The following is a 23887-nucleotide window of genomic DNA, read 5'->3' as shown; positions in this document are numbered from 1 at the left end:
TACCCATCCCTCTATTATATTGATTATGCAATGTTTGTTTTACGATCCGCATTCAGCGACTGCCGCCGCATCACCCACAGCGCCAGTACGGCAGCCAGAAGTAACACGCCCTGAGGCAACAGCGTTTCTACATAGGGATAAATCCCTAACCCACTGATTTCCGGTACGCCCTGTAATAATGTCGGTTCAAAGAGCTTCCCTTCGATCAACTCCAATACACCTTTCCCGGCGAATACGAATGCCATCAGATACATAAAGCCACCGGTAAACATAAAGAACGGCTTCAGCGGCAAACGCACCACGCTGTAACGCATCACCAGCCAGGCCAGTAGCAGCAACACGCAACCCGCTGCAAAACCGCCCAGAATAGACAAATGCCCCCCCACCGAGCTGGCATCACCGATCAGCGCCAAATAGAACAGCACCGTCTCTGCCCCTTCGCGATACACCGCCAGAAAACTGGTGAGCCAAAGGCCAGCCATTGATCCGCTGCTGAGTGAATGCGAAAGTTTGCCTTCCAGATACGCTTTCCAATGGCGCGCCTCGACCTTCGAGAGCAGCCAGTAACTCATCGAGAACAGCATCACCACGGCAATCAGCATGGTCACACCCTCGAGAAGTTCACGACTGGCGCCCGAATTGGAAAACAGCCACTGGAAGATGAATGCCGTCACCACGCTTGCCAACAACGCGGCATAGACGGACTGGCGAATAAGGGGAAGTTTGTCCTGATGGTTGTTTTTAACCAGATACGCCACGATGGCCGCCACAATCAGCAGCGCCTCGAGCCCTTCGCGCAGGATAATCAGCAGGCTGTAAATCAGCAGACTCCAGTGGGTTTCATTCCCCTCACCTAACATGGTGACGGCTTTATCCAGGTCCTGTTGCAGTGCTGACGCTTGTTCTTGCAGTTGATCCAGCGGTTGCCCGGCTTTGATCATGCTGACCATGCGGGTAAAATAGCCTTCCAACGTGGACTTAAACGCGGCATCACGCGAGCCGAGTTTATTTTCCATTCCGCTGGCTTCAAACAGATCAAAATAGGCATCCTGAACCGCCATCATCGCGGGTTTGCTTTGACCTTGTTTATAGTGATCCAGCGCAGCTGAGATCGCCTGTTCGATCTGTGCGCTGACATGCTTCCAGTCGGCGTCAGTTCCGCCGTCTGCCGGGCCGTTTGCGGCCTGATCGGGCACTGTCTGTTGTTGTTCACGCGTAGTCGGCAAGCCAGGCAATTGCTCTTCAATATCCTGTATCAGCGTGGTTACTCTATAGGCAACGTCGCTCATGTTATCGGGCGTAGATGCGAGAGCGATGAGGGCGCTGAATTGCTGGTTAATTGCCGCCGCCTGCTGCGAGGAACGATTTACACGCACGGACATTTCCATTTCGGAGTTTTTAAACCCCTCATAGTGTGCCTGCTGCACAATTTTCCCGGCCTGCTGAAACTTACCGTCCTGATAATCCGTCACGGCTTGCGCCAGCAAATCATCAATCACTTTAAAACTCTGTTGCCAATAAGGCGCAATGTTACTGTTGCCGTAGGCACCGTGCTGCTGTTGCGCTTCGACGCGATGGCCGTCGGCCAGTACCGGCAAGACACCATCAAGCTCACCCTTTAACCAGTCGATTCTCGCCTGCACCTCAGGAAGCGGTTTGCCCTCGCCGATCATTCGACGGATCTCACCGAAGGTGGCTTCCATTTGGTAACTTTTTTGCGAAGAAATGTTGATACGAATAGGACCTTCAAGATTTTCGAATACCTCGAAATAGGCCATCTGCACTTGCGTACGTGCTTCATCCGTTTGTTTTTGCTGGTAGAGCTTTGAGGTTTTATCGAGACGTTGCTGAATGTCGGTGATCCACTGCTGATAATCAGTAGGCGCGCCGAACGTCAGCGTACTGATGAGCAAGCAGCTACAAAGAAATAAAATCCGTTGCCAGAGAGACATAGTAAATTTCTAATGATAATTACATTTATTCTCATTATCACTTCATCTGGGTGTCAAACCTTGATCCGCGTCAAAGACTGCGCAGATGAATGGCATGAATAAAAACGCCCAAACTGGTCGAAAGGCTATGCCAGAGATCTCATGGAGGCCTTTGAAAACGATATTTTCCCTGATATTTGGTAAGCGCCCGATTGCAGAGATAAAGCCTCTGGAGATCCTCAGCTCGCTTCATAAACTCGAAAAACGTGGTGCCCTAGATAAGCTTCGCAAAATCCGCCAAGCGTGCAACCAGGTGTTTCGTTACGCCATTGTCACTGCTCGAGCAGAAACTAACCCAGTCACAGAGCTGGCAAGTGCATTTTGAGTGCCCCGTTCCAGTAGACATTTTCTGTCCTCACTCCAGCTAGCGTTTAAGTCAGCTATTTTCTACAACTTGTAATGTCTGTGTCTGTCACAAGTGGAGAAAATCAATGAACACTTTTGTTAGTAACATCGGTGTATCGGGGACTCTGATTGCCCTAGATATCGCTAAAAAAACATCACGATGCAAAAATCCGGCACCCGGATGGACGAACATCTTACCTGCGTATCGAAAATACACTGGAAGGGTTCAACCGACTGCTTGCGCTCACCGCTTCACCCCATGATGATATTATCGCGGCCTTTGAACCTACAGCTGATTATCACCGCAATATCGCATGGTGGTTACATAAGCAGGGAATTCAATGCCATCTTGTTTCATCTGTCAGATGTGCGCGAGCTCGTGAGATGCTGTTTAAGACTTGGGATAAAAATGATCGCAAAGATGCCAGTGTCATTATGTATTTGCTCGAACAGGGGTTATCTGCACCATTTTATGATCCTCTGGCTAATGGCATTATCGATATACAGGAGATATCAAACGCATATCATCAGGTTACTCTGGCACGAACCCGATGCCTGAACAGCCTGGTTAACCACTATCTAACCCTTTATTTTCCCGAGGCTGAGCAATTTCTGCATATGTCCCGGGCAGAGTGGTTCTGTCAGTTTTTACTTCAATTCCCTACGCCGTCATGTATCACGTCACTGAACCGGGATATTTTTGTAAAACAGTCATGGGATATTGTTGGCCGGAAACAGTATAAACAGCAGTTTCTTGAACATCTCTATGATGTTGCTGCGGATTCCATTGCATTACCGTTGTCAGAAGATTCTCTGGCTGTGACCACGTTTAGATTACAGCTTCACCGTTATGTCGTGCTTTCGGCCCAACGATTGCAGCTTGAAAAGCAGGCAGAAAATTATTTACAGGAACGGAGTGACTACAGGCACTTACGTACGATCCCGGGAATTGGCGCTATCATTGCCCTTATGATCATTGCTGAAAGCGGCGATCTGACACGTTTCGCTCATTACCGGCAGTACCTCAACTTTTGCGGTTTTAATCTTTCCGCCAGCCAGAGCGGACAAAAGCACAGTGGTTACAGATTGACGAAACGTGGAAATGCGCGGTTAAGATATGCCTTCTGGCTTGCAGCCACCGTAGCCGTAAGAACGAGAGAAAACAGCTTCCGCTCCAAATATGAACGTTATATTCGGGAAAATGGAGATAAGCCAGATTAGAAAAGAAAAGCCATGACGGCTGTAGCAACAAAAGTCGCCAGAGTGGCGCATGCAATTGTAAAGCAGGATATTGATTACAAAGGGTATTATGAAATAAGCCATGGGATGTGATTCAACGAGCCGTAAGGCGCATCGCGACCATTAGATAATGTTCAACGCCCATGGTTTCCTCAAAAAATTCCAGTACAGGCTTTCCTCTCCTCTGGAACTCTTATCTAGCTTCGTTATGCAGTAAAAGAGATGATCACCAAAAACGCCGCATCGCTAAAGTGTGTTTTAAAGCCGTTGTGCAGGAACAGGAGATAAACATGGTCATGAAGCTCATTAGAAAAAAAGCTCCACGGGGTGCCCTGAAACGCTGGCTAACTGAGGAAGAAGAAACTGCTGTTAAAAATATCTTCGGCCACAAGCAGGCGCGCAATGCGCAGGATCGTGCATTGGCGGAACACGTTATCCTTGAAATGCGTGAGAGTGAACTCTGGCTGCAGTGCAGCTGCGTGGCCGGCGACACGCCCGCGCTCAACAGTGCCAAGCTGATGTCTGAAACCCAGACGCTGTTCCTGTCAGGATTTGGTCACAGTCATGATCCGTCCTGTCCGATGTTCCGGGTCTTTAAAGGCGATGAGGATGCCACCCGTTCAGGAACCCGGAAAGTCGCCGGCAGCAAACGCCTCAATTACCGAGATTTTTTACCCGCCGACGAGTCGGAAACGACCATTAAAGCGTCGGGCAAGCCGGTGACGGCAGACGATGACCGAACCCGGCGCAAACGCCGTCCCCGCCTTGCGCGCCTCCTCCTGACGCTCATCGAGGATGCGGGACTGAACACTTTCAGCCCGGTCAGCCCGCTGCCTAACAAGACGGCCAGAATCTGGCTTGACGCCCTTGCAGCCTCGGCGGATGCGCAGGAGTTTATCCGCGGCCGCCGGCTTTCGGAAATCATACGGTTTCAGCCGGCGATGGGCGAAGCTGCTCAGGAAAGGCTGATGCTGGCACTGGAGTGCCCGGACGCAAACTGGCCTGCTGGCAAAGCCCGGGTTTTTTATCAAATATTCATGTCGGACCTGGTCAGCCGTGAGCACGCAACCTTTGCCTGGAACGGCGGTGAACGAATGTTCGCCCCGGAGAAAGGTGTAAGCATCAACGGAGAGTCGCAGGAAGGCGTGAGGCCGCCTTACTGGGTGATCCTGGCCTTCCGGCGCGGGGCTGAGGGTACGATCATATGCAGTGAAGGGTATGCGCACGCTCTGTTTCGGCGTACCTGTCCGGTACCGGTAGACAGCGGGCTGGAGCGGCAAACGCTGGAAGGGATAGCAGAAGTGGCCAGATGGCTCAAAGGCAAAGCGGGCGACCTTACTCTGGTGAAACCCCTGTTTGATATTGAGGTGGACGTCGAGGGAGACAAAGGCTTTGTGCTGCCTGATTTTATCATTCAGGCCATAACGCCAGATGGCCGGGAGCATAGCGTGATCATTGAGACGATGGGATACACCGATGACGAATACTGCGAGCGGAAAGCCGAACAGCATAAAGGGATGCGGACGCTGGGATTACTGCAGACAGACCCACCCCGTTGGCCACAGGAACTGGATAAACCCTTTATCAATCACTTATACGGGGTAATGTTGAATCTGGAAGGTGTGAAAAATGAGTGACTAGAGCCTGACTCTATTGCAGCCTCCCTTAAAGGAATTGCGCACTTTAGGTGTAAAAGCTCAATCCAGGGTAAATGGCGCGTGCCAGCGAGGGGTAGTGAGTTTTAGCAAAGTGATAAGCCAACGTGATGGTAAATTGCTGGCGTGTTGTCGCACCGGATGACTGACGTGTTACCGTGGTGATATCATCGAAATGAGGGTATGAAGAAGGTGGCCAGAACGATAAATCACCCAATATATGGCGTGTTTTTCAGGCGTCATCCCTCGTCCAGGTTAATATGTTCTGAGTCTCTGGCGGGGCAATTATTCAGTTCAGGGGATAATCATTTGTAGACAAGGGGTTAAAATGAGTAGTGACAACGTCATCCGCACATCTAACAGTAATATCGCAAAAAAAATGTATATTTTTTCATTCATTACAGCTTCCCCATTGCTGGTATTTCTAGCCATTTACCTTCACAACCCACAATCTTTTATGCTGAATGATATATCCACCATTATCAATAACGTTCCAACACTCCACTCAGTCAATAATTTTTTACTGAGCTCGGTAATGAGCGCGTATTGTAAGGCAGCACCGGTTTGGGCATTAATTCTAGTTCTTTTTTCATATAAAGAGTTGCATTTAAAAACGGACAAGTCGATATCATTACTCACTAGAACGTTGGTTTTATTTACCGTTTTATATTTAGGGATAATAACCTTACTATTATTCCATAATGCCGAGCTCACTGAGTCTGGAAGACTGCTCAGGATGATGTCTGCTAATGATTATTTTCTCACCCTGCTCTTTCTTAGTATATTTTTGGTGGGGTTTATTCTTACCACCTATTATGCATTGTTTATTTACGCTTTTTGCAAGACGGTTAATTCAACAAAAAAAGCCCATTGATAAGTTACTGCTCTGCCTACAATGTAACTTGAAATGATGAAGCCCTCATTTAGAGGGTTCCTTGTAAATCGAATTCATTAATATATAAACGTTATAATTAATGCGCAGGGCGAATGACCTCGTTATTAATCCTGTCGACTAATTTATCATCGATAAGTGACGCAGCCAGGCTTATACCAATAATACCCGCGATGGTTACCGCCGTTACCGGGAGTCCAACAGTAGCAGCTACTACCGGTGCTACATAGGCAAGGATCCCCAGTGCGATACCTGTCCCCATACCGCTTAATGCCCAGGACTCCACTTCTAACATCAGAGGATTCCAGTTACCCGTTTGATAGCCTTCGATGGTCTTTTGTCTGACTTTTTCCACTTTAACCACCACGTCTGCTGCAGAGAAAGTTTTGCCAAGGAAACCCAGCTTATACGCCATGTCAGTCGCATTAAGATGGTTCCAGGCATTCACAATCGCGTCCTTGTCACCGGCATTAATTTTCATGCCAGGATTTTGTAAAACCCTGTTCAGGGCCGCCATCGCATCGGCATGGTTACGTATGGCCTTCCCCTGGAAGTTTTTAATGTCAGCGGCGATTTCATTTGCGACACTTTTATACTTCTCGCCAAGGGTTTTGCTGACCTCTTGCCCTACAGAAATAATCATCTCGCTTGTCTGAATCAGTAAATCACGCTCTTCCGCCAACTTTGACTGAATGAAATCTTTTACGGCAGTAACAGCAATTTTGGGGAAACCACTCTCCGGCCCTTTCCAGTTATAAAATTTTGTCGAGATGTTATTAGGATTACCATTATTTACGGTGACAACAACATAACTATCAGGCGTGAGATCGAAAACTAATTTGTAAGTGTAAGGTCCGGTGATCGTTATGCTTTTTATAGTAATTCCGTCTGCAAATGGTTTAGGGATTAAATATGAGCCCGTTTTTGGATCAAAAGACCACGATATTGTTCCACCTGACGAAAATACCTCACCTGAGGTGGGGACAGGGTTGTTAACATATTTTTTATTATCCGATGTTCTGGCGTGGCCGGTAGCAAGATTGCCAATAGCAAGTTTCGTACCATTAACATCCACCCCCATAACCAGGCCACTTAGGCCAATCTGGCCTGCCTGCGTTACGTCAAGTTCTGTCACTGAAATATTCAATACACCATTTTTAGTAATGCTTTGAATTGTGACTTTTGCATAAGGATTGATTTTGCGTGCTGCAGTTATTAAGGAAGACAATTTTTTAATGACGGCAGGATCATGTCTAATAGTTGAAATTTGCTGCTGCTGCTGCTGCTGCGGATTAGCTGTGCCGTTGCCACCATTGTCATTATTACCACTATTGCCGGTTGAGTCTCCGGGAGTCGTGCCGCCGCCACTTTCTGAGCTCCAACCAGTACCATCACCGTATCCACCGTAGTTAAATCCAGGCATTTTTAGACATCCTTATATATTGCAATGAAAAGAGTAAAAAGGCTTTTATACCCGCCAATGATATTCGTAGTTGTAATAGCCCTTTAGCCCGACAACTGTGTTCGTGAAATCACAGTGATCAGACAATATTCGTCAGAGTGAACAGCATCAACGCGTACTAATCGTGTCGGCGGTGGCACAACAATGCGGGAGGATGAGAATATTTTAGAGAAAATTGATCCTCGCGCATTATTTACCTGTCTATGCTTAAGGTTCTGGTGGAGGAACGAAAATGTGTGGACGCTTTACGCAATACGAACCTCGTTCGCATTATATTGAAGTCCTGAATCCCGACGTTGAGCTCGCATTGGCTATCGATGAGGTGCCTATCGATCGGTATAACGTCGCCCCTGGCTCCCGGGTTCTTCTCATTAATCAGCGAGAGGATAAACTCCATCTCGATCCGGTGCGGTGGGGATATCAGCCGGCGTGGGCAAAAGATGCCAAACGGCCGCCGATGATTAATGCGCGGGTAGAAACCGTGGCCACCAGCCGCATGTTTAAGCCTTTGTTTGAACATGTCCGCGCACTGGTGATGGCTGACGGCTGGTATGAATGGAAAAAATCGCCTTCTGACCCAGAGATTAAACAACCCTATTTCATTTATCACCGGTTACACGCGCCGTTGTTTTTTGCAGCCATCTCGCGCTATCACCCCGATGCATTAGAAACACCAGATGACGATGGTTTTGTCATCGTCACCGCGCAGAGCAATGAGGGGCTGGTGGATATTCATGATCGTCGACCGCTGGTTCTCGGCGCTGCGGAAGCGAACCAATGGTGAAATCCGGATATTACTTCCTCCACGGCCCTGACCTTGCTTACAGAAGGGGCAGTATCAGCGGATGAATTCACCTGGCATCCCGTATCCAAATCGGTCGGCAATATTCGCAATAACGGCGCTGAGTTGATCCAAAAGATACCTTCTCCTCTGGTGTGATTCGGGCTTCGCAGAAAACGTCAGAGGTAAGGTTATTGGAAGGGGCAATGGGTCCTGTTAGAAGCATAGGCGGGGGATCCCGCCTATGCGCGCAGGTTCAGATTTTCAATCTCCGGTAATCTTTACCGCGAATATCATTATACCCGTCGGTCATTTGCTGATATTTGTGGCCAAGTAACGTTCGCGTATCCACCCCCTGTTCGCGATACAGCCTTTCCGAAAGAGAGCGCTGCTCCCGGAAGCTCGGTGGCATTTTGCCGACAGCGGCTTCTATGCCTGCCGACTCCCTGCATTTTTGAAACCAGCGCGTCAGAGACCACAGGTGAACCGGCTTGCCTTTATGCTGGATCAGCCAGCCGTTACTGGGACACATGTCCACGACTTCACCCAGCGTGCAGCCCAATGACGCCAGTCTTAACGTCAGAGGCAGGGCTATGCGCTCCGCCGTTTTCTGCTGATCAATATGCAGGTACCCATCCCGGACATGGCTTGAATGCATTTTGCCGATGTCCGCTCTCCGCTGACCGGTCACAATGGCTAACAGCATGGCTCGCTGGAAATAGTCAGGCGCACAATAGCCTGCCGCTTTAAATATCAGAAGCCACTCGTTAAAGAGTAGACGCTCGGTCTTAACAGCGGTCAGCAAGGGACGGGACAGTAATGCAGGATTGTGCCCTGTGGAATTACGCCCTCTCGCTGTGCTTCTAAAAACATATTGGAAAGATTTATCCTTAACCGCCGGGCGGCAAAAGGCGCGGTGTCGGCCTTATGTTTTATTCCAGCGGTTATTTCAGAAATGGACAGCGCGCCCAGAGGCTTCTCCCCCCACGTCACAGAACAAAAATGGATGAGCCGTTTATAGCCCCCCCATGTTTTCGGCTTGATTTCGCCCACAGTAAGCCGGTTCAGCACAATAGCTTCATATTTCAACATCCATTCATTAACAGTAACTGACATAAATCCTCCTGGTTAAATTGAGCTGCCTGCACGGCAGTAACAGAGGTTTATGCAACGAAGAATGTTGTTATTATATAATAATCAAGTAATTGCACCTCATGGTTGTCGTAGCATACTTTGCTTTTTCCTATGTCCATATGTCACCATCAGATCTGCTCTATTTTGATGATCACTCAACACGTGAAGAAAACTTTTCGAGACCCTCCCCCTCCAACCGAAAGTACTGTTTTTCCTCAATTAGAGCGGCGCCAAGGGACAAATAAAACGCCCCCGCTTTGGGATTGGATTTCTCCGCCGTCCAGTCGAGGCGTGAACAACCGTGTTTAATAGCAAAGTTTGCGATAAACCGAATCAACGATTTACCGACCCCCTGACCTCGCGCAATCTCTGATGTAAAGAGCTCTTTCATAAACGCCTGGCCGGAGCAAAGCGGCGCAGGGAACATCAATGTAAAAGTCGCAAACCCCATAAGCACCCCGTTTTTACGAGCGCCGACAACCGTCACGCCTGAGTAGGTGGAGAAGACTTTGTCTGCAAGATAAGTACTCATATCGTCATAGCTGACAACGCCGTGACCAAAGTAATAATTCTCCATTTCGACAAAAAGACTGGCTAGTTCCGGCACATCTGCAACACCACATATCGCAATTTCCATCCGTGCATCACCCTCATTATTTATCGTTTTCCATCGATCGAATTTGCCATAACGTCCGTGTTGTGAATATGAAATCTTCCAGCTATAAAAAAAGCAAGATAGAGGGCCGTTTTGAAAACGAAAAATATCCTACGTTAAGCCTGTTTCTTAAGCAGGGATGACAGGCCCGTTTGAGCGAACAGCAGACATTTATTGATGACTACTAAATTTTTCATTATTTTAAACATACTGCCGATACCAAACCGCGTCAGATAAACTCCGCTATACAAAATTAGGCCAGTTCAGATATGTTATTCCTGACTGCCACCCTGTTCACGGAGTACACCATGCCGGAGTTCTGCTTTTTTAAAAAGGGTAAGCAAATTGTTGTACTGGAAAGCTCGGACGTGGGCAAAGCTTCTCAACTGATTGAACAAGGCTACGAAAAACAGTTTGAAGAGGTCAGTGCCACGAATGAAAAAAACGCGCTTGCACGCTTTGCTGATATTCGCCGAGATAACCAGATAGATCGCGATAACTTCCTGGCAGGGGCTGGGCCTATGCCCCTTATAGGTGGATTAACGGCCATTGCTGCTTATCTTGTTAGCAAAAAGTAGCTCAGCTACGAACGGCTGAGGGTGAACCGCCGGAAAAATGCACCCGCAATATGGCGGGTGATGGTGTCCGCTCATGGCACAGTGCTGTCCACTAGAGGGACTCGTACAGCAGCTAAGAGCGAAAAGCTGACATTGGCTTTCCATGCCTGTAAGAGATTCCCACCGGGCTGGTGGTTTTTTTTAGAGTGTCATTGCCAAACTTATACTGCACCCACTTCTGGTGTTCCCTGATGGAAAGCCAGCTCCCATTGCCCCTGTCAGAATACACCCACCAGCAAGAAGAACGTAGGGATGCTCGGCTGCCGTCCGAGTTAAACGTCTTGTAGTGCAGAATGGCGCAGTACTCTCCTATGCTGAGCAGCCGGAAATCACTGCTAAGAATGATTGTTGGACTTAATTCGACAGCCAGAGATGCTATCGTCTCCGCACGGTCAACTATTACACCTGACCGTGTAATTTCCCGAAATTCGGGATGCAATATCTGTTCAAGCCATTTCCGATCATTCCGCCGGGCACCGTGAAGACTGCATTCAAGTGCTTTCAGCTTTTCCAAGAGCATTTTTCTCACCCTAATTGAACCCTGACAGTTGAATGAATTTATCATAATAGCCAAGGCTAATCTTTAATGCCCCCGAGAGGTAACCTCCGCTTTTGGCACAGGAGTACCAAAGGGCATCTATGAGCGAGAAGCTGACGTTTTGCATAAATTAGTTTTCTGAAGAGCCACACTAATTGGCCATTCATTTTCAAAATTAACAGATATCAAAACGCATTAAAGCAATGTATATATAGGGGTCTTCCCCTGTTGTGGTGGCTATTGTAGGATTTTGGCTGTTCACCGAACAATGGGAGATGTCACTTGAATAATGCTGCTGTTGTCATCAAAAATTACACTTCTGCGTTTCCTGACCCCATTTCGATAACGAAGAATGATACTGTCGTTATCAGCCATTGTGACCTTGAATATCCGGGGTGGGTATGGATAACACTCCCCTCAGGCAAAGCCGGATGGGCTCCCCAACAAATATTTTCTCCCCTCAGTTCTAATGAAGTTACCTGTCTTGAAGACTACACGGCCCTTGAATTATCAGTCAGGTCCAGCGAGAAAATTACTGTCATCAAGTCTCTTAATGGCTGGTACTGGGCGCTTAAACACTCTGGAGAGTCTGGTTGGGTGCCAGAAGAATGTGTAAATCTTTTAAGTATCTAATCAACCCGGAGCACTTTCATGGACGAAAAATCCCTCTATGCTCATATCCTTAACCTGTCCGCACCGTGGCAGGTTAAGTCCCTTTCTCTTGATGAAAAATCCGGTTCTGTGACGGTCATTGTCGGCATTGCTGGGCACGCACAACCCCTCGCCCTGCCAGGGCGTATCTCCGCGTTAGCGCCTTTGGCGCTTACGAGCGTGTACTTCAAAGTTAAAGCCACACCTCTCAAAGCGACACAGCTTTAATAGTTACAACATTCACTTTTAAAGCCACTCTGTTCCGGGCCGTTGGCCCGGAGCGGGGCGGCTTTTCAGGTGGGCGGAGGGGGTGCGTTTGCGCTCGGTGCCGGGGGTTGATGTGGGTGGGGTTTGTTGAATGTTGTAACTAATATAGGGGTGTTGTGCCCCGGCTTGTCCGGGGAGTTCTTCTTTTGCCCTAGCAAATGATGCCGTTGATAAGGTGTGGTTGCCCTGAGCACAGCGAAGGGAGCTACTCCAGATGCCATGCCGTAGGTTGGCTCAGGAGTACTCTTTCTTTAGAAAGCTTGTTTTGTTCAGAAGTAACGTTCGAAATTAATCCTGTCTGAAGAGGGGTTTTCGAAGTTAATGGGATGCCTCAACCGGGGGAATTATCTCTTCGAATTTAAACGATTATTTCTTAATCAGACGTTGGCCAGCGCCGTATCGTGAGCATGCCCCGACCGTCGCCGGTGCACATTTTGGCAGATAACAGACGTGGGGAAGCCTGCCAGGCATCCGCGAACGGAAAAAAGCCAGCATCAGGCCCGCGAAATCGCAGGAAGGGGAAAGGTTTAGAGAGGAATGTGGTTAAGACAGTGGAACGCCGGCGCGCTCCAGGAGCCGCTGATAAAACGTCTCAGCATCCGTGGCCAGCAGCGTCGGGAACTCGGCTTTAAGGGCACTTTCCAGCGACATCTGCGCAACCGTGGTGAGCAGACCACTGGCCGTAAAACGCCGCCAGGCGTTCTCATGCGTGGCCGTGCTATTTTTTTGACGCAGCTGCCGCACTTTACACGCCTGTTCGTCAAGAACGGCGCCAACATCCGCCTCAGTACGCGCTTTCTCATCGCGCAGCTCCGGGCTGACAACCCAGCGTTTTATCTGTCTAAGACGGTTTTTAAGTGAATGGTGGCAGTCAATACTGATGCCCAGACGCGCCATTTTGAGCAGATGACGCTGATATTTCTGCTGCATTGACTCCGCCAGTCCGCTGGCTACCGCCCACTGACGATATTTATGTAACCACTCCCGGATGCTTTCAACGGCGATGCCGCGTGAAGTAAAGCATTTGTCGGTGAGAAAAATACGCATGGGCTTGTTCTGGCCAGAGTCGGCGTCGCGGTCGCGGTGTATCACCACGTAGTCCAGCTGTTCCATGACGCGCAGGGCATGAAGCAGTACGTCATACGCCTTGCGGCCGTTCTCATAAACGTGCAGCGCGTTCATGCGACGGGCTATTTCTTCTACCGGCAGCATCATTTCGAAAAGGTAATCGCTGTCTGGGCTGTAGTCACAATTTGCGGCCAGAACCAAAGAGAGACAGGTCAGCGCCTCACGGCTCTCAGAGCGTGGGGTAATACGCATAGGTTTAGGGGTAAATGAAGGGTCAGACGCACGAGAGTAAGGCGTGTAACCAGTACGACGAAGCGCGATCAAATCGGCATTTCGACGCCAGTCATGCTGACGGAAGCAGGCCACCACTTTTGCAGCCATGCCGCGCGGCGTCTTGCCCGTGTAGACCGGCTGGTTGTTGCGATGCGTCTTCGACTGCCCTTTGCGCAGACGGTTAGCCTCACCCCGACGCGAAGGACGATAAACACTGGCAGAAACACTGTTTGCTACCGGTGAGAATGGAAATATTTGCTCAGACACGGCTCCCAACGCTTATGTTGCGCCGGAGGAGTTGACCTTTAAAAGGCATAAATCTATACTCCCTGCATAGAGCAACAACTCTATACAGTGTTAGTGAGCCCCGATTATCTTCTCCTTAGTCGCCAAACCTAGGAAGATTTTCGGGGTTTTTGCTTTTATGGGCCTGTGAACCTATCTCTCAGCACCCATTTCCTGCCACCTTATGGCGTGGCCAGCCAGAAATCCTCTACTCGATCAGTAATCTAACACTCAATGTGCCAACTATCAAGAATGTGAAGTCTTTACATCTAAGACACCACGTTCAAGCAATTCACGCTCGAGCAAACCTTCAATAAACTGCGCCTGTGTAAGCCCTTCTTCTTCGCAGATTTCAATCATGCGATCTTTAAGGGGGTTTCTTACAAAGACCTTAACTTCTTTATGCGTTTCACGCTTACGTGCAATAGCGGCCAGCTGTCTTTGGCTGGCAGACATTGGTTTACCTTTTCGATATGCGCGTTTTGAATCCGATGAGGAAGTTTTTACATTGTCAGCTTCTGGCATCTCCGCCTCCTCATGTTTTATAAGAGAATATGCAGAGAATACTACAGATTTTTAAATCGGCGACCTAACTTTATGTCAGGCTTGAGCAACGTTGGCGCGCTGCTCACATTATTGAAGTGATGAGCTGATGTTTCGTTAAACGTTAATAAGCAGAGTGCCAGTCGTTATCTAACTGCCAGCGGGACTGCCAGTGAGCAAGGTAGTTTTGTGCCAGGTCAGGCACATCGTGCAGTACCAGAGCGTTCTCCGAATTCGACCGCGCGGCAGACTGGGTATAGTTATATGAGCCAGTTTCGACCGTCTGGCCATCAACAATAATCACCTTGTCATGCATGATTTTAAACTGACTGACGGTGCGCACCGGGATCCCCGCATTCACCAGTAAATTCATCGCGGCCACACTGGCTTTCCCGCGATTGCCGCCCTCATCCAGTACCACCTGGACGTCGACGCCCCGTTTCTTTGCTTCGACCAGCGCACCGGCAATGTCTGGCGAGGTAAACGAGTACCCCATCAGGCGAACGCTTTGACGAGCATCGTCTAAGGTCTGCAGTACCAGCTGCTGCGCGCTGCCTTCCGGTGAGAATCCCACCTGTACCGACGGGGCCGCGCTGGCGGTGCAAACGCCCACATTCAATAATATGGCCAGTAAGGCCACCCGCAATCTGTTGTTTTTCATCAGTCTGTTTCCTCCTGGTAGGGCAATGCATAAATCCCGGATGACACACTGGCGGTCAGCGGTCGCGTTCTCTGTCGGCATCACGATGATCCCCGGCGTCCCGGTTAATCCCAATAGCTCTGCCAGCGCACTGTTACCCGCGATCAGGGCATCTGCCGCTGTGCGGTTCGCGACGTCTTCTTCTCCTGCGCCCGCTGCCGTGGCCACTTTTTCAATATCGTCTGACGTCAGTTTCCCTTCGTTATGGCCGGTGCCGTAAATCCCGTTGTGGTAGGCCATATAGGCATCAGCCCCCTTCTGTTTCCAGATGGCCAGACCCCGGCGTGACGCCTGCGTAGACTCGGGGTAATGCCCGGCAAAAATCGTCCAGTCACGAAAAGCAAACCGCACAGCGGAACCATCAGGCAAAAGAAAAGGAAATGCAGGCTCAGTTTCACGATTTTGCCTCCCGGTTCTTCCTGCGCGCTTTACGGTGTGCGAGGACTTCAGACGCGATGAGCACGACCAGCGACAGGATAAGGCAGGTGAAGGTTGAAAAAGTGAGTACCTGATACGTCAGCTTAACCGAGTAGGCCAGCAACTCACTCAGGCAGTTAGCGATGATGCCAAGCAGAAACAACACGGCCACGACGGGTAAATTATTCATGTTTTTGCTCCTGTTTCCCGCCCTGAACCACCATGCCAAAAGCCGCGACGGACATCCGGCCTTTACGTCCCACCATCAGCCAGCGCGCGGCCCCCTCCACCAGCCCTTCGGCCTGCCGGATGACAAACGCCCCCGGCGAAGGCCAGGCATTAACCACGATAAAGAGAGAGAAAATAAACACCGGCCCGATGACCATGATATCGAGCACGAGCCTGACCGCCGCCCAGCCGGCTGCGGCGCCCGTTTTGAGCGCTGAAAGTTGCATGAGAAATCCTCGGTTCTGAAGAAGGGGTTAAACGGGGGGTTAGTCGGTGAGGTCTGCTGGTCATGAGCCGAAGGGGGCCATGTTCTGGCCGTGGTGGTTTGTGAGAATGAGAAATCACCGGCCATCGATGACCAGGAGGAGGAAGACGAGTAAAAGCCCGTAGAGGAAGAGACGGAAAGGAATGAGAGAGGCAAGCCCCCGACACATACCTGAGAAGAGGGGCGGCGCAGCCGCCCCCTGTCTCAGGGACTGGCGGGCGCAGCCCGCTGGGTGTTTTTTAAGCGCGGCAAAAGTCAGGGAGCGAACCCCCTGCCCACTTATGCCTGTTTGCGCACTTCATCCAATAACTCGGGATGGTGATCGAGTACGCGCAGGAGTTTGATGATCGAAGGGTGTGGCTGTGCCTTACCCTTTTCATAACGCGAAAAGGCATTCACGCCCCCGCCAAAAATCTCGCTGGCCTCTTTCTGTGTGAGTTCAAGTTTTTTACGCACCTGAATGATGTACTCAGGTTCGATGGTTTCCGCGATGACTTTGGCCTTAAATGACTTCACCTTTGCCATGTAGGCCATAGACTGCTCACGATCCATCACGACTTCACCACACGCCGGACAGTGGTCACCTTCTGCCTCGATAACTGTTTTACGGCCACGGAATGAGTAAGGGACTTTTTTGATACCAAACTCAAGTTCTGCACCGCCACAAACGGAACATTTCATATTACTTCTCCTTGAATGAGACGATCAAAACACCGTTACTGACCGTTAGTTTTAGATATACGTCACCACACGACAACTTCGGGCGGTATACGTCCTGCCAGACAGTATGATCATTATAGGTGGTCATACTTTTAAAAAAATCAGCTGCCGTTAATCCCAGGATCGCGCTGCACATATCATCAAATGTCAGCCCTAAATCATCCGCGCCGTTGAGCGCCGTATTGGTGGTTTTCACCTTCCCTGCTGCAACAAGTCCCTGAACGATATGAAGGCGCGTATGTGGAGTTTTCTTTTCCATGTTCACTCGGATTATTGGTTTTTGAGACGTAATTATAACCTCAAAGGTTAGTTTAGACCACAAATATAACCTTTAAGGTTAATTTTAGGTGACGCTATTCCCAGCGTTGTTCGACATGGTTCGCCTTCATGGCATTTATACGCCGCACGGCTAACAAAGCCATCATCTCGCATTCTGCGAGTGATTCGGCATCATGCAGTGGCTGCACGCCCGCAAAATCTGACGACTCGGCAACGCGGGAATATAGCGAAAATGCATGCACACGATCAGGTTCTGATACGCTGTCTTCAAACGTGAATGTTTCTACATACTCGCCATCATCATAAATAGGCGCGATCTCCAGCTCGATGGCGTGAATATGGTCATTCCCTAACGCCCCGCCTGTCTGGCAGTTCCAGTCAACAGCAGGATCGGCGGCCAAATCATCGATAACCTCCTGTAAAAATGGCAATTTCTCAACGGTTTTAAGCAGGTTTTGCAGGTACTGCGCCGCATGGTTGCTGTAATACGCCACGTCCACAACGCCGAGGGGAGCAACGTTCATCGCGTTCACTGTCCGGCCTCCGCTAACAACGTGCGGTCGAGGACATAGGTAAAATGGTCAAAATAATCACAGGCCATCACCGGTCGTCCGTTAACAAACCAGACCAGAATCCACGAAAGAGATTCTTCGCACCTGTACATCTCGGCCTGTGCGCCCGCCGGTAAAAGTCTCGGCTCGAATTTTTGTAAGAATGCCCCGTAGCAGAGGATGTGATTCACCAGATCGCCAAGCTGCGCGGGAGTAAAGGTTGCGGCCCCCGCAGCGGGAGCCTTAGCGCTGATATTTTGGTCAGAATTCACCGGTGTATTCATGATTAATTCCCCGCCGTCTGGTTTTTCACGCCGTAGTTTTTGATATAACGGTTAAGCCAAAATCCTGCACTGGCCTCGAAATTCCACCCACGCCACACCATCTCACCGTCCTTACGCACGACGAGACGAAACATCCCGTTATCGTCTTCAATCGCCACGTTGCTGTACTGAGACGCGACGGCGGTTGCCTGTTCGCGGGTAAACTCCCCCTCCTCCGGTAATACACATTCCTGATCGCACATAAGCCTTTCCTTTTCGTTTGGGTTACACACATCACCCGTTGAGTTTCTCTTGTCGCGGTTTTGACGTTTGCGGGAACCTGCTGTTTGGTCCCTTCAGGTATGCCATCACCCGTTTGAGACCCCTCGCCGCAAGGGCGTAAACGACACCGGCTGACGAAGATGACCAGGGCGAGCGGATAATTTTTGGAGGACTAACGTAGTGGCCGAGAAAAATTCTCAGTGAGTGTATTTACCCTGGACAGCGAGGAGGACTGTGTCGGTATCAGCCCAGGCGAAGGGACTTAAACGGAAAGAGGGTGCCGGTTTCCCAATGAGCGGGGATCCGCCGCAACGCCGGAGCGCGACAGCGAAACGGGGGTGCGCCGAAAAGCGCCGGCGGAACTCTCGCCGGTACAGTTAGCGCGCTGGCGTGAGCCAGCTGCAGGTGTTGACGTGCTCCCTCAGACCCTAGCCGTCAGGCCGTAACCCAAAAGGGGTTACGCGGAGCTTACCTGCGCAGCCGGTTAGCGCAGTCGGGCTCGACGACCGGCCGCAGGTCGGGAGCCGAAGGGGGCCGGGGTAGGATTTTGTGTCATGTCTTTAATCCGCATCGAGAAGTTCGGACAACGAAAAACCGGCACCGAAGCCGCATGCAAGATATTGGCGTTCACTGAATGATTTGACCGGCCGACGACAGGACATTGTTTTTCAGCCAATCGATTATAGCGATAGCGAAGGCGCAGAGCGGTCTGCTATCGCCAGGCGAAGCCTGAAAGGGGTTTTCGCGCGATAACAGGCGGCTCCCCGCCCGTTTCTTACCGCTTACTTATTGAGTTTTTTGATCCCAGCCTGCTGAATAAAGGCACCGCCGAGATAGACCGCATTCTGACATTTCAGATAAAAACAAATATCGTCCAGAATCTGTGTCGTATTGCGCGAAGACAATCCGGCTTCGCGGCGGCTCGCGTTAATCAACAATTTATAGTGCTGCAGCGTTTCACGTGTTTCAGATGTCAGTTTCATTTTTTATCCTTACGGCAGGGTTCCCCCCTGCCGGTGAGTGTGTCATTCAGAAAATACATATCCGTTCACTAAAACCAGCCCGTTCATGAACATGTCGCGCCCATAGGCTTCATAATCGAAATAGCACTGAAGTGAGTCCGGCATATCGTTAAGTAAGCCCGTTTCATCGGCAAAGTTACGTGCGTAGTCTTCCTCACTTTCTGCCTCGCCCTGATACGCTTCCTGAAACGCGTCATAATCACAGGCGTTGAAATACCCGGCCCATTCCACAAATGCCTCCCCCTGCCCCTCCTCCTTCGCCTGCCGGTAGGCATCTATAAACGCCCAGTTCACATGACTTTCGGACGCCAGTCCGGACGGGATCCCTTCCCAGTCCTGAAACATCAATTCCGGCTCCTCTTCATCGGCGTGCAGCTCGCTGCATGCCGCCAAAAAGTCTTGCTCGTCATCAAACTCGGTCAGATCGAACCATTTGCCGGCGATGCTGCCGCAGTTGTATTTGTGGTACGTACCAACGTACACGGCTGGTGTGGTGGTGCTCATATGCATGTCTCCGCTGGTTGAGGGATCACAGTTCCGGCTTACGCCGTGCCGACACGACAGACGGGCGGAAAGCGGAGGATGCAGGGGCGCTAAGGCAGACGCTTATCCAGCTGGTATAACGCACTTCCGCCCACGATCGCCGCCCGGAAAAAATCACCACGGGTGCGCAGGGGAACTGACTCGATAATCTCCATCGCCCTGGCATCCTGACTGTCGTCTTCAGGGTGCAAATAGACGGTCAGTTTCTTACGTTTGTCGGTCACGGATAGCGCTCCTTGGAATTAAAGTAAAACAAGTTCGCGAACCAACGCCGTCTGGAGGTCATTGACGACAACAATGTGTTTAGGAGTCAGTTTCCAGGCACGGCGCACAGCGACTTCAATCAGCGGCACACCACCACCGACCAGCCACACCAGGTTTAGGGCAAGAACAATCTGCTCTTCGGTGAATAGTGACTTTTTCATCGGCACCCCCTCCGTTCAGGGGAGTGTTTATCATGCCGGGATTCTGTTTCTGAATGGGACAGGATTTGGGGGTAGAGTCCCCCCAGCCATGCTGCCGTGAAATTGTTGTTTAGGACAAGATTGCGACTCTATTGTCGCATAACCATGCTCACAGTTTATGACAAACATTTCTCTTATCTTCAAAGGTATGACTGATGAAGCAGCTATTTACCCGAAAAATTGTGGATACAGATAATATGAAATAATAAGTATGAGATGTGAGATGTGAGATGTGAGATGTGAGATGTGAGATGTGAGATGTGCCTTATAATCTCACACGGGACCTAATGACAAACAAAACGTTTAATAAATATTAAATCACACTTCATAAGTGCGACATTATATTTCACTTCAATTTGCTGCTCCCGTCCACCCTGGTAACGCGCTAACTTTACTAACAGGCATCAGATTTACTACATTGAATCTCAGTCTGGACATCATAAGTGCTAATCATGAATTCACAAGTATGAATTATGCGGCTTCGCGCAACCGACACAGCACAGACTGCGGAGGATTCAATGAGTCATGTTAAAGCAGATGCCTTGCCTCAAGCTAGGAATTGCTACCTTTTTCTCTTCAGATACATGAGTGCACTCCACACATATTTAAATAAGTATGAAGTATTACTTGTGAGGTTATCCTCATAATTCACATATGTGACATATGTGACATATGTTTGATCTCACCAAGGGAATACTATTTTGTGGGCGTACATCATCATAAGTAATATTTCATAAGTGCTACATGTTAAATCATCAGTAATACAGGGTCCAGATGTAGCCATTGCTAGATTAACCCCTTCTCATTGCTGCTTGTAGGTTCTCTGTAAAATCACCAAACATCATAACTCATAACTCATAACTCATAACTCATAACTCATAGATTTCATAATTCACAATTAGGAAGTGATAAATAGCAAGGATGAATTATTCGGTCTAATTCTATCAATGAAAACAATGCATAAATGACGTTTATTGCAACACGGACTCACCAAAACCGAACCAGATAAACTTAGGTATGAGGTATGATCTACTCCCTGAAAACAGTGCCAGTCTAAACTGAAGTATCCGGTCTTTCTTTCATCTCACTGAGAGGAATATCAACCATGAAAAAGACCCGTTATACCGAAGAACAGATAGCCTTTGCCCTTAAACAGGCCGAAACCGGCACTCGCGTGGAGGAAGAGAATCACCGCCTGAAACGGCTGGTCGCCGATCTCAGTCTGGACAAGGAAATGCTGCAGGACGTCATCCGAAAAAAGTTCTGAGGCCGTTGCAGAAACGCAAGGCGGTCGAATACCTGCTGGCGGCGTACCGCATCGGGGTTCGCAGGGGATGCCGGCTGATGATGCAGAGCCGAACGGTCTACCACTACCGCAGCTGCCGCGATGACCGGGCCCTCACGCAGCGGATCCATATCCTGCTGCGGCGCGAGGGCTGGCAGGTTAACCACAAGAAAACCCATCGGATTTACGGCTGAACCTGCGGTCAAAACGCCCGCGGCGGCACGTGACGGCCAGGCACAGGCGTATCCGGCCGGCCATGACCGCTGTAGATCAGTGCTGGAGCATGGATTTCGTTGCTGATAATCTTTTCAACGGACGCTGGATCCGTGCCCTGACTGTAGTCGATAATTTTAGTCGTGAATGCGTGGCGATCGAGGTAGGCCAGGGACTTCGCGGTGACGATGTGGTCGCCGTGATGGAAGGGATCAGGCAGACACAGCAGCGTGTACCAGAGCGGCTACAGACGGACAACGGCAGCGAATTTATCTCGAAAACACTGGATCGCTGGACGTATGAAAACCGGGTAACGATGGACTTCTCACGCCCCGGGAAGCCCACAGATACGCCCTGGTTGAGTCATTTAACGGCAGCCTGCGTGATGAATGTCTGAACGTGCACGGGTTCCTGTCACTGGAAGATGCTCAGGAGAAGATCGAGCACTGGCGGCAGGAATATAACCAGTACCGGCCACATTCCTCGTTAAATAACCAGACTCCGGCAGAATTTATCCGAAGCCTGCAAACAGGCCCGGATCTCTGATTTATCCTGGCACCGATATTGGGAAGGGATCAGGTATGAGGTATGAGGTATGAGGTATGAGGTATGAGGTGACATTCTGAATTTTGTATTCAAATAATCAACTCTAAACGATTGTTATCAGTGTGAATTATTACGGAATACTTAATACAGCAAATTGAATCTACTGATAGCTAAAGAATTATAAGGTTACGCTCCACACATAATTATCATCAAAAACATAGCAACATGATTGATTTTTTTTCAGAAATTATCCGGGTCGGAAAGATGGAAGGAAACATAATTGTGAAGTATGAAGTCGGATTATCAGGTGCTAATTGAATACAGTAGGGGAGGCCGCTGGATTTCAAAAAGAAGCCCAGCGGTGCTTAAGTATGAAATCATACTTTTTTGAGATACGCGTCCAGAGCATCGCGAATGATAGCGCTCACACTTTTCGGCGCAATACCGACGCGTTTGTTATACAAGGCCAGGTCTTCAATTTCACGCAAGGTATTCTGAGGCAGAGAAATGGTCGTCCTGGTCAATATTTCTGGTACAGGTTCTACAACTACTTTCTCATCGCCATAGGGACGGTCAGCTAATCTGTTCGCCAGAGCATCCGCTTCTGCTTCAGTAACTATTCGGCGATTGGTGAAAGGGGGTTTTTTTAAAGCCATTAAAATACCTCATTCAACAGAGCAAGTACTTCAGACTTGGCTTTTTCGTTAGATGTTTCCAGGACAGATTTACCTTCAGACATCACATCTCGGTAAACCTTTCGGTAACATGCCGTCGCGCTCAAAGGGATCAGTCCTTCGAATTCGCGGACATACTCCAGGAATTCATGCCGTTCGTTTCCCTGAAGGAGCGGATTTGTAGTGGCCATACTTTGATAGCAATATGCCTTAAGCTCTGGATTCAAATCCCGCATGCTTTCTAACTGCTGCTGAAGCTCAACCATCGTATCCAGATCCAACTGAGAGCATTGGTGCGGAGCAATGATCTGATGAGCTACGGTTCCGCCTGTAATCAGCTCACGGCTGTTTCGGCCTGCAACATCCACTATAACGTGATCAAACCTCTCATCAAGGCTTCTGAGTGTTTGAGATATGTTGTCTCTTTTCTCAATCAGGGTGATGGAGGGGGTAAGGCCTGCAGCTTCCCGTTCGGCATACCACCTTGACGAAGAGCGTTGAACGTCAGCATCGACCAGACACACATCCTTGCCCCATAAGGCCAAACCCACAGCTATATTGACTGCAGTTGTTGTTTTCGCGGCCCCACCTTTATTGCATCCAACAATCGTGATCATTTGTCACCCGTGATATCAAAAGTAGTATTTCTTAAATAATAACTCACAAAAGATAAATGTGAAGTGATATCGACTAATTATTATGTGTGAATTCATACTTATTACTTAACTAAAGCATAGTGAGCATCGCTCAATTGAAACCGCGAACGTGATTGAACAGGGAAGAGACAAGATCAAAATTATTTGTTTCCTTGCTGAGCAGTTGCCTAAGACTTTTCTTGGGTGCAACCCTTAACAAGCTGAAGAACCCATGGTTACACGGTATTAATGAGGGTCTTCCCCTGTTGTGGTGGGTACTCCAGAGCTGTCCTTACATTTGAGAATAGCAACTCACTAAACAGTAAGTGAATAGACCCGGGTTTCGTAGACACTTTTTTGCCTCATAATGGAGGCCTAATGAAGGAGTGTTTATGTCAGTCAAA

General features: G+C 49.3%; 26 protein-coding genes and 5 pseudogenes. 9 read left to right on the top strand and 22 right to left on the bottom strand.

Annotation, left to right across the window (positions count from 1 at the left end):
* Positions 1–23 precede the first annotated feature (23 nt).
* A complete protein-coding gene (locus DXU84_RS24115; RefSeq protein ID WP_121019174.1) occupies positions 24–1952 on the bottom strand; it encodes an FTR1 family protein in 1929 nt (642 codons plus the stop codon).
* Positions 1953–2024: 72 nt separating this feature from the next.
* Here DXU84_RS24115 and DXU84_RS24110 point away from each other — a divergent pair.
* From DXU84_RS24110 to cui, 4 genes and pseudogenes are all read left to right on the top strand, one after another.
* Positions 2025–2310: pseudogene (locus tag DXU84_RS24110) on the top strand (tyrosine-type recombinase/integrase); the annotation flags it as partial.
* A gap of 112 nt (positions 2311–2422) precedes the next feature.
* A pseudogene (locus DXU84_RS24105) lies at positions 2423–3668 on the top strand (IS110 family transposase).
* A 197-nt stretch (positions 3669–3865) separates the two neighbouring features.
* Entirely contained in the window at positions 3866–5212 is a 1347-nt protein-coding gene (locus DXU84_RS24100) for a hypothetical protein (RefSeq protein ID WP_153376794.1), read from the top strand.
* Between the two features lie 346 nt (positions 5213–5558).
* Positions 5559–6104: a colicin immunity protein Cui gene (gene cui, locus DXU84_RS24095; RefSeq protein WP_153376789.1), complete on the top strand. Its 546-nt coding sequence runs from the start codon at positions 5559–5561 to the stop codon at positions 6102–6104.
* A gap of 97 nt (positions 6105–6201) precedes the next feature.
* Here the strand turns inward: cui and DXU84_RS25355 are convergent, their stop codons facing one another.
* Positions 6202–7545: a colicin-like pore-forming protein gene (locus tag DXU84_RS25355; protein ID WP_153376788.1), complete on the bottom strand. Its 1344-nt coding sequence runs from the start codon at positions 7543–7545 to the stop codon at positions 6202–6204.
* Between the two features lie 271 nt (positions 7546–7816).
* Between DXU84_RS25355 and DXU84_RS24085 the strand changes: the two are divergent.
* Positions 7817–8524: pseudogene (locus tag DXU84_RS24085) on the top strand (SOS response-associated peptidase family protein).
* A 97-nt stretch (positions 8525–8621) separates the two neighbouring features.
* Here DXU84_RS24085 and DXU84_RS24080 read toward each other — a convergent pair.
* The 3 genes from DXU84_RS24080 to DXU84_RS24070 form a co-directional block, all read right to left on the bottom strand.
* Complete coding sequence (locus DXU84_RS24080; protein WP_194286534.1) at positions 8622–9170, bottom strand: tyrosine-type recombinase/integrase; 549 nt, start codon at positions 9168–9170, stop codon at positions 8622–8624.
* Positions 9164–9481 (bottom strand): hypothetical protein, encoded by a 318-nt coding sequence (locus tag DXU84_RS24075; protein WP_153376786.1) that lies wholly within the window; start codon positions 9479–9481, stop codon positions 9164–9166. Before DXU84_RS24075 ends, DXU84_RS24080 begins: the two co-directional genes overlap by 7 nt.
* A gap of 169 nt (positions 9482–9650) precedes the next feature.
* Complete coding sequence (locus tag DXU84_RS24070) at positions 9651–10136, bottom strand: GNAT family N-acetyltransferase (protein WP_153376785.1); 486 nt, start codon at positions 10134–10136, stop codon at positions 9651–9653.
* Positions 10137–10462: 326 nt separating this feature from the next.
* Here DXU84_RS24070 and DXU84_RS24065 point away from each other — a divergent pair, with 326 nt between their 5' ends.
* Complete coding sequence (locus DXU84_RS24065; protein WP_153376784.1) at positions 10463–10732, top strand: hypothetical protein; 270 nt, start codon at positions 10463–10465, stop codon at positions 10730–10732.
* Positions 10733–10844: 112 nt separating this feature from the next.
* On the opposite strand, the gene DXU84_RS25430 is transcribed toward DXU84_RS24065, so the two are convergent.
* Positions 10845–11291, bottom strand: coding sequence for a DUF4440 domain-containing protein (locus DXU84_RS25430; RefSeq protein ID WP_370461827.1), 447 nt, complete (start codon positions 11289–11291; stop codon positions 10845–10847).
* Between the two features lie 300 nt (positions 11292–11591).
* Between DXU84_RS25430 and DXU84_RS24055 the strand changes: the two genes are divergently transcribed.
* Together DXU84_RS24055 and DXU84_RS24050 are read left to right on the top strand one after the other, a co-directional pair.
* On the top strand, positions 11592–11942 hold the full coding sequence (locus DXU84_RS24055; protein ID WP_071889847.1) for an SH3 domain-containing protein: 351 nt from the start codon (positions 11592–11594) through the stop codon (positions 11940–11942).
* 18 nt (positions 11943–11960) lie between these two features.
* Positions 11961–12086 (top strand): annotated as a pseudogene (locus tag DXU84_RS24050) (ISL3 family transposase); the annotation flags it as partial.
* A gap of 684 nt (positions 12087–12770) precedes the next feature.
* On the opposite strand, the gene DXU84_RS24045 reads toward DXU84_RS24050, so the two are convergent.
* The 14 genes from DXU84_RS24045 to DXU84_RS23975 all read right to left on the bottom strand — a co-directional run bounded on the left by DXU84_RS24045 (position 12771) and on the right by DXU84_RS23975 (position 20091).
* Entirely contained in the window at positions 12771–13835 is a 1065-nt protein-coding gene (locus DXU84_RS24045) for a Replication protein (protein ID WP_370461826.1), read from the bottom strand.
* Positions 13836–14099: 264 nt separating this feature from the next.
* A complete protein-coding gene (gene repA / locus DXU84_RS24040) occupies positions 14100–14378 on the bottom strand; it encodes a replication regulatory protein RepA (RefSeq protein WP_121019118.1) in 279 nt (92 codons plus the stop codon).
* A gap of 142 nt (positions 14379–14520) precedes the next feature.
* Positions 14521–15057, bottom strand: a complete 537-nt coding sequence (locus DXU84_RS24035) for a phospholipase D family protein (RefSeq protein ID WP_153376793.1) — start codon at positions 15055–15057, stop codon at positions 14521–14523.
* A 433-nt stretch (positions 15058–15490) separates the two neighbouring features.
* Entirely contained in the window at positions 15491–15703 is a 213-nt protein-coding gene (locus DXU84_RS24025) for a hypothetical protein (RefSeq protein WP_014695892.1), read from the bottom strand.
* Positions 15696–15968, bottom strand: a complete 273-nt coding sequence (locus tag DXU84_RS24020) for a hypothetical protein (protein WP_153376782.1) — start codon at positions 15966–15968, stop codon at positions 15696–15698. Before DXU84_RS24020 ends, DXU84_RS24025 begins: the two co-directional genes overlap by 8 nt.
* Before the next feature lie 317 nt (positions 15969–16285).
* Positions 16286–16687: a type II TA system antitoxin MqsA family protein gene (locus tag DXU84_RS24015; RefSeq protein ID WP_013578313.1), complete on the bottom strand. Its 402-nt coding sequence runs from the start codon at positions 16685–16687 to the stop codon at positions 16286–16288.
* 1 nt (position 16688) lies between these two features.
* Positions 16689–16985, bottom strand: coding sequence for a type II toxin-antitoxin system MqsR family toxin (locus DXU84_RS24010; RefSeq protein WP_153376781.1), 297 nt, complete (start codon positions 16983–16985; stop codon positions 16689–16691).
* A gap of 94 nt (positions 16986–17079) precedes the next feature.
* The gene (locus DXU84_RS24005) at positions 17080–17529 is read right to left on the bottom strand and encodes a hypothetical protein (RefSeq protein WP_153376780.1); all 450 of its coding nucleotides are present in this window, start codon (positions 17527–17529) and stop codon (positions 17080–17082) included.
* 5 nt (positions 17530–17534) lie between these two features.
* Positions 17535–17840 carry a hypothetical protein gene (locus tag DXU84_RS24000; protein ID WP_153376779.1) on the bottom strand — a complete coding sequence of 102 codons (306 nt, stop codon included), beginning with the start codon at positions 17838–17840 and terminating at the stop codon, positions 17535–17537.
* Positions 17841–17842: 2 nt separating this feature from the next.
* The gene (locus DXU84_RS23995) at positions 17843–18082 is read right to left on the bottom strand and encodes a DUF905 family protein (protein WP_153376778.1); all 240 of its coding nucleotides are present in this window, start codon (positions 18080–18082) and stop codon (positions 17843–17845) included.
* A gap of 801 nt (positions 18083–18883) precedes the next feature.
* Positions 18884–19084 carry a hypothetical protein gene (locus DXU84_RS23990; RefSeq protein ID WP_153376777.1) on the bottom strand — a complete coding sequence of 67 codons (201 nt, stop codon included), beginning with the start codon at positions 19082–19084 and terminating at the stop codon, positions 18884–18886.
* Between the two features lie 42 nt (positions 19085–19126).
* The gene (locus DXU84_RS23985) at positions 19127–19633 is read right to left on the bottom strand and encodes an antirestriction protein ArdA (protein ID WP_153376776.1); all 507 of its coding nucleotides are present in this window, start codon (positions 19631–19633) and stop codon (positions 19127–19129) included.
* A gap of 83 nt (positions 19634–19716) precedes the next feature.
* Positions 19717–19890, bottom strand: coding sequence for a plasmid partitioning/stability family protein (locus tag DXU84_RS23980; RefSeq protein ID WP_370461825.1), 174 nt, complete (start codon positions 19888–19890; stop codon positions 19717–19719).
* A gap of 18 nt (positions 19891–19908) precedes the next feature.
* Positions 19909–20091 carry a plasmid segregation protein ParM domain-containing protein gene (locus tag DXU84_RS23975; protein WP_153376775.1) on the bottom strand — a complete coding sequence of 61 codons (183 nt, stop codon included), beginning with the start codon at positions 20089–20091 and terminating at the stop codon, positions 19909–19911.
* 1144 nt (positions 20092–21235) lie between these two features.
* Here DXU84_RS23975 and DXU84_RS23970 point away from each other — a divergent pair.
* Positions 21236–22174: pseudogene (locus DXU84_RS23970) on the top strand (IS3 family transposase).
* A 377-nt stretch (positions 22175–22551) separates the two neighbouring features.
* Here the strand turns inward: DXU84_RS23970 and DXU84_RS23965 are convergent.
* Together DXU84_RS23965 and DXU84_RS23960 are read right to left on the bottom strand one after the other, a co-directional pair.
* Entirely contained in the window at positions 22552–22830 is a 279-nt protein-coding gene (locus tag DXU84_RS23965; RefSeq protein WP_121019193.1) for a hypothetical protein, read from the bottom strand.
* A complete protein-coding gene (locus DXU84_RS23960; protein ID WP_037035481.1) occupies positions 22830–23465 on the bottom strand; it encodes an AAA family ATPase in 636 nt (211 codons plus the stop codon). Before DXU84_RS23960 ends, DXU84_RS23965 begins: the two co-directional genes overlap by 1 nt.
* Positions 23466–23887: the final 422 nt, after the last annotated feature.

The sequence above is a fragment of the Rahnella sp. RcJ3 genome, assembly GCF_009498575.1.
Classification (GTDB): Bacteria; Pseudomonadota; Gammaproteobacteria; order Enterobacterales; family Enterobacteriaceae; genus Rahnella; species Rahnella aceris.
This window is presented reverse-complemented; position numbering and strand designations above follow the sequence as displayed.

What these genes read in the sequence shown, in the direction of transcription:
- DXU84_RS24115 (WP_121019174.1), bottom strand. Translation starts at nt 1,952, where the DNA reads ATGTCTCTCTGGCAACGGATTTTATTTCTTTGTAGCTGCTTGCTCATC.
- DXU84_RS24100 (WP_153376794.1), top strand. Translation starts at nt 3,866, where the DNA reads ATGGTCATGAAGCTCATTAGAAAAAAAGCTCCACGGGGTGCCCTGAAA.
- cui (WP_153376789.1), top strand. Translation starts at nt 5,559, where the DNA reads ATGAGTAGTGACAACGTCATCCGCACATCTAACAGTAATATCGCAAAA.
- DXU84_RS25355 (WP_153376788.1), bottom strand. Translation starts at nt 7,545, where the DNA reads ATGCCTGGATTTAACTACGGTGGATACGGTGATGGTACTGGTTGGAGC.
- DXU84_RS24075 (WP_153376786.1), bottom strand. Translation starts at nt 9,481, where the DNA reads ATGTCAGTTACTGTTAATGAATGGATGTTGAAATATGAAGCTATTGTG.
- DXU84_RS24070 (WP_153376785.1), bottom strand. Translation starts at nt 10,136, where the DNA reads ATGGAAATTGCGATATGTGGTGTTGCAGATGTGCCGGAACTAGCCAGT.
- DXU84_RS24065 (WP_153376784.1), top strand. Translation starts at nt 10,463, where the DNA reads ATGCCGGAGTTCTGCTTTTTTAAAAAGGGTAAGCAAATTGTTGTACTG.
- DXU84_RS25430 (WP_370461827.1), bottom strand. Translation starts at nt 11,291, where the DNA reads ATGCTCTTGGAAAAGCTGAAAGCACTTGAATGCAGTCTTCACGGTGCC.
- repA (WP_121019118.1), bottom strand. Translation starts at nt 14,378, where the DNA reads ATGCCAGAAGCTGACAATGTAAAAACTTCCTCATCGGATTCAAAACGC.
- DXU84_RS24035 (WP_153376793.1), bottom strand. Translation starts at nt 15,057, where the DNA reads ATGAAAAACAACAGATTGCGGGTGGCCTTACTGGCCATATTATTGAAT.
- DXU84_RS24025 (WP_014695892.1), bottom strand. Translation starts at nt 15,703, where the DNA reads ATGAATAATTTACCCGTCGTGGCCGTGTTGTTTCTGCTTGGCATCATC.
- DXU84_RS24020 (WP_153376782.1), bottom strand. Translation starts at nt 15,968, where the DNA reads ATGCAACTTTCAGCGCTCAAAACGGGCGCCGCAGCCGGCTGGGCGGCG.
- DXU84_RS24015 (WP_013578313.1), bottom strand. Translation starts at nt 16,687, where the DNA reads ATGAAATGTTCCGTTTGTGGCGGTGCAGAACTTGAGTTTGGTATCAAA.
- DXU84_RS24010 (WP_153376781.1), bottom strand. Translation starts at nt 16,985, where the DNA reads ATGGAAAAGAAAACTCCACATACGCGCCTTCATATCGTTCAGGGACTT.
- DXU84_RS24005 (WP_153376780.1), bottom strand. Translation starts at nt 17,529, where the DNA reads ATGAACGTTGCTCCCCTCGGCGTTGTGGACGTGGCGTATTACAGCAAC.
- DXU84_RS24000 (WP_153376779.1), bottom strand. Translation starts at nt 17,840, where the DNA reads ATGAATACACCGGTGAATTCTGACCAAAATATCAGCGCTAAGGCTCCC.
- DXU84_RS23995 (WP_153376778.1), bottom strand. Translation starts at nt 18,082, where the DNA reads ATGTGCGATCAGGAATGTGTATTACCGGAGGAGGGGGAGTTTACCCGC.
- DXU84_RS23990 (WP_153376777.1), bottom strand. Translation starts at nt 19,084, where the DNA reads ATGAAACTGACATCTGAAACACGTGAAACGCTGCAGCACTATAAATTG.
- DXU84_RS23985 (WP_153376776.1), bottom strand. Translation starts at nt 19,633, where the DNA reads ATGCATATGAGCACCACCACACCAGCCGTGTACGTTGGTACGTACCAC.
- DXU84_RS23975 (WP_153376775.1), bottom strand. Translation starts at nt 20,091, where the DNA reads ATGAAAAAGTCACTATTCACCGAAGAGCAGATTGTTCTTGCCCTAAAC.
- DXU84_RS23965 (WP_121019193.1), bottom strand. Translation starts at nt 22,830, where the DNA reads ATGGCTTTAAAAAAACCCCCTTTCACCAATCGCCGAATAGTTACTGAA.
- DXU84_RS23960 (WP_037035481.1), bottom strand. Translation starts at nt 23,465, where the DNA reads ATGATCACGATTGTTGGATGCAATAAAGGTGGGGCCGCGAAAACAACA.